The organism is Actinomycetota bacterium (genome assembly GCA_005774595.1).
Classification (GTDB): Bacteria; Actinomycetota; Coriobacteriia; order Anaerosomatales; family D1FN1-002; genus D1FN1-002.
Map to the genome: position 1 here is coordinate 1 of VAUM01000161.1, position 4,290 is coordinate 4,290.

At 72.7% G+C, this 4,290-nt stretch carries 2 protein-coding genes; one reads left to right on the forward strand and one right to left on the reverse strand.

Going from position 1 to position 4,290, the window contains the following annotated elements:
* The first annotated feature begins 138 nt into the window (after positions 1 to 138).
* A complete protein-coding gene (locus FDZ70_06980; protein TLM75181.1) occupies positions 139 to 954 on the forward strand; it encodes a hypothetical protein in 816 nt (271 codons plus the stop codon).
* A gap of 19 nt (positions 955 to 973) precedes the next feature.
* Here the strand turns inward: FDZ70_06980 and FDZ70_06985 are convergent.
* Positions 974 to 4,290: hypothetical protein (locus FDZ70_06985; protein ID TLM75182.1), on the reverse strand; the 3,317-nt coding region annotated here is incomplete at its 5' end.

The following is a 4,290-nucleotide window of genomic DNA, read 5'->3' on the forward strand; positions in this document are numbered from 1 at the left end:
GTCCATCGGCAAGACCGCCGACACCCTGTCGAGCGAGGACCTGCCTCGGCTCGAGGAGAGCGTCCGCAAGCTCCTGATGCCGGTCGCGCCGGGGACGACGATCGACCTCGTGATCATCGCGATCGAGAGGGGCGCCGTATGAGCGGCGGGAAGGTCTCGGCGTACACCGCGTGGTGGACCGCAGCGCTCACGCTGCTCACCGCGATCACGGCGGTGGCGTTCTGGAAGACCTCCTTGGGCGCCGCGGGCGAGGCGAGCGAGCTTGCGGGGGTGTGGATCGCGGACCTCGGCAGCATCCTCGTGACCGGCATCGCGGCGATCATCGTCCTGCGGACCGCGCTGGGCTTCTCCAAGGGCGAGCCGTTCCGCAAGTACTGGCTGCTCATCGGCATCGGCGCGGCGTGCTACGCGCTCGGCGACATCGTCTGGGCGCTCTACGAGCTCCGCGGGCTCGAGGTCCCGTATCCGGGTGCGCCGGACGTCTTCTACCTCGCCGAGTACGCGTTCCTCGCCGCCGGCCTCGTGATTGCGGCGCGTGCGTACCGCGGCCTCGTCGACGAGAAGGTGCCGCTCATCGTGTCAGTCGCGGCTGCGGCTGCCGCCGCAGCGGGGCTGTGGGCGGGGCTGCTCGGCGCCATCGCCGCCGATACCGAGACCGCACTCGCCGAGCGCGCGATCAGCATCGCCTACCCGACGTTCGACGTCCTGTTCGGGCTCGCGCCGGCGCTGTTCCTGCTGCTCGTCGTGGGCAAGCTCGGCGGCGGCCGTCTCGCCCGGCAGTGGTGGGCGGTCGGCGGCGGCCTGCTGCTGCTCGCCATCAGCGACACCGTCTACTCGTGGATGGCGTGGAACGAGACGTACGTCAGCGGCAGCGCCGTCGACTACGGCTGGATGCTCGCGGCCACCGCGATCGCGATGGGCGCCCTGCTCGCACGCGACCTCGCGCGCGCCTGACGCGCCCGCGCCCGGCAGGCTACCCGCCGAGCATCACCACGCGCACGGCGCGGGCGCCGGCGTTCTCCTCGAGCGGCACGCGCGGCTCGGGAAGCCGCTCGCCGTCCAGCTCGACGTAGGCCACGCCGCGGTTGACGCCGCGCGGGTTCTCGACCGCGATCTCGTAGACGGTGCGCCCGAAGCGGTACGTGAGCGAGTACTCGTGCCAGGTCTTCGGGATGCAGGGGTCGACGACGAGGTGGCGCCGGCCGTCCTCGGCCACGGTGTCCAGTCCGAGCAGTTCTCGCACGATGACCCGGTAGTACCAAGCGGCGGCGCCGGTGTACCAGGTCCAGCCGCCGCGGCCGACGTGCGGACCGACCGCGTAGACGTCGGCGGCCGCCACGTACGGCTCCACCTTGTAGGTCTGGGTCGCCTCGGGTGTGAGCGCGTGGTTGACCGGGTTGATGAGGTCGAGCAGCGCCAGAGCCTCGTCGCCGTCGCCCAGCAGCAGGTACGCCAGCGCTACCCACACGGCCGCGTGCGTGTACTGCCCACCGTTCTCGCGGACCCCGGGCACGTAGCCCTTGATGTAGCCCGGATCCTGGGGCATCCGGTCGAACGGGGGCGCGAGCAGCATCACGAGCCCGTCGTCCCAGCGCACGAGCTTCTCGCCCACGGCCTCGAGCGCGCGCATCGCGCGCCGCGGGTCGCCGGCGCCGGAGATGACGGCCCACGCCTGGGCGATCGCGTCGATGGAGCACTCGGGCGACGTGCGGCTGCCCAGCGGCGTGCCGTCGTCGAAGTATGCGCGCCGGTACCACGCGCCGTCCCACGCGTCGCGCTCGATCGCTGCTATGGTCCGGGCGGCGAACGCCCGGTACCCGCTCGCGCGCTCCGCGTCGCCGCGCCGCTCGCACAGGTCCGCGAATCTTCGCATCGTCACGTCGAGGAACCACCCGAGCCACACGCTCTCGCCGGTCCCGCCGAGGCCGACCCGGTTCATGCCGTCGTTCCAGTCACCGGCGCCGATGAGCGGGATGCCGTGCGGGCCGACGCCCAGCGAGCGGTCGAGCGCGGCGCAGCAGTGCTCGTAGACGGTCGCGGAGCGCTCGGAGGTCACCGGCTGCACGTACAGGTCCTCGGAGCCTTGCGGCACGGGCGGGGCCTCGATGAACGGCGTGCGCTCCTCGAGGACCGAGGCGTCCCCGGTCGCCCGCACGTACTCGGCGACAACGAACGGCAGCCAGTTCCGGTCGTCGGCGAAGTGCGTGCGCACGCCTCGGCCCGTGACCGGCTGCCACCAGTGCTGGACGTCGCCTTCCGGGAACTGCCGGCCGGCGGCCTCGACGATGTGGGCGCGCGCGAGCTCCGGCCTCGCGAGCAGCAGCGCGAGCGAGTCCTGCAGCTGGTCGCGGAAGCCGTACGCGCCGGATGACTGGTACGTGGCGGTGCGGCCCCAGAACCGGCACGAGAGCACCTGGTAGAGCAGGTGCCCGTTGACCAGCGCGTCGAGGGCCGGATCCGGCGTCGCGATCTCGACGGATCCGCACGTCGCGTCCCAGACCGCGCGCGCGCCCGAGAGCGCGCGCTCCACCGCGCCCGGCTCCCGGTACCGCGCGACGAGGTAGCGCGCGTCTTCGAGCAGCGTCGTCTGGCCGAGGAGGAACGACACGTCCGCGGTCTCGCCCGGGGCGAGGTCGACGGGCACCATGAGCGCCCCGCAGTTGTCGTGGTAGCGGCCGGTCTGCCCCGAGAGGCGCTCGCGGTGCAGTGCAGCTGGATCGGTCGGTGAGCCGTTGCGCCCGACGAACTCGGTTCGGCTGCCGGTGTACGAGCCGACCTCGCGGTCGCACGCGAGGAACGCGGGCTTGCCGGGGAAGTCGAAGTTGTAGTGGTTGTGCGCGGTCAGCATCGCGCCTTCGGGGTCCCACCAGGTCACGGCCTGCTGGTTCGCGCGGCTCCGCGAGCTGCCGAGGACCCACTCGACCATGTGCGTCACGGTGAGCCGCCTCGGCCGGCCGCTCGTGTTCGTCAGGCGCAGGCGCGCTACACGCACGGGGTCCTCCGGGGGCGAGAACCACGCCAGTTCGTGCGCGATGCCGTGCGAGGCGTGCTCGAACAGCGAGTATCCGCGGCCGTGGCGCACGGTGTACGCGCCGTCGCCGCGCACGGGCAGCGGGGTGGGCGACCAGAACTCGCCGGTGTCCTCGTCGCGGACGTAGGTCTGCTCGCCGCTGCCGTCGGTCACCGGGTCGTTGTTCCAGGTGGTGACGCGGTTCTCGTGGCTGTTCTCGGACCAGGTGCAGCCGATGCCGGCCTCGGTCACCATCGTGCCGAACGAGGGCCCGGCGATGACGTTGACCCAGGGGGCGGGCGTGGTGCGCCCGCCGTCGAGTGTGATCACGTACTCGCGGCGCTCGAGGTCGTAGCCGCCGATGCCGTTGTCGAACGCGAGCGCGGGGCGGGCAGCGGGCGGCGCGGGCTCGTCGGCGGGCTCGCGCTCCGGCTCGAGCGTGGGCGGCATGGCCGGCCGCTTCCCCTTCTGGTTGAGCTGGAGCGCGATCGGCCCGCCATCACCCTGCAGCGTCGCGCGCGCGACGGACTGCAGGAGGTTCAGCACGTCGGGGTGCATCTGGTCGGCGCGGCGCAGGAAGATGCCGCCCGGCTTGTCGACGAGCTGCAGCGCGTGACCGGTGCGGACGAGCAGCTTCAGGCGCTCGTCGAGCTCGTCGGCGTAGCCGGTGGGCCGCGTGTTGAGCACGACGAGGTCGCTGACCAGCCCCTTGTGCCGCCAGTACTGGTGGGCGAGGAGCGCCTGGCGCACGAGCGAGGTCTCCTCGAGCCGCTCGATGCGCACGAGCAGGACCGGCAGGTCGCCCGAGATGCCGAGCGACCACAGGCCGTCCATGCGCAGGCCGTTCTCGACCGGCGTCTTGATCTTGAGCGGCGAGTACGGGTCCGTGAGCAGCAGGCGCGAGGCGAGCCGCTGGAAGGTCACGGCCTCCTCGGCGGTGATGCCGAGGTCGCGCAGCTCCACGGCGCCGGCGGTCCACGCCAGGTCGATCGCGCGCTGCGCGGTGGCGGCGTCGCCGTACTTCTCGACCAGGGCCACCGCCGCGTCACGTTCGTCGGCAACGCCGGTGGAGAAGGCGAGGCGGGCTGTCTCGCCGGGCTCGACGGTCACCGACCCGCGCAGCGCGCAGACCGGGTCGAGGACCGCGCCGACGGTGCCCGACAGCGGCCCGGGAGCATCGAGCGCGGCGGGCGAGGCGACCTGGCGCAGCCGTCCGATGAAGCGGGCGCGGTCGGTCTCGCAGGACCAGTCGCGTGCGCCGCCCGACTCGCGCACGCGAC

Excerpts from the sequence above, each read along its gene's own strand:
- FDZ70_06980 (TLM75181.1), top strand. The coding sequence starts at position 139 with ATGAGCGGCGGGAAGGTCTCGGCGTACACCGCGTGGTGGACCGCAGCG.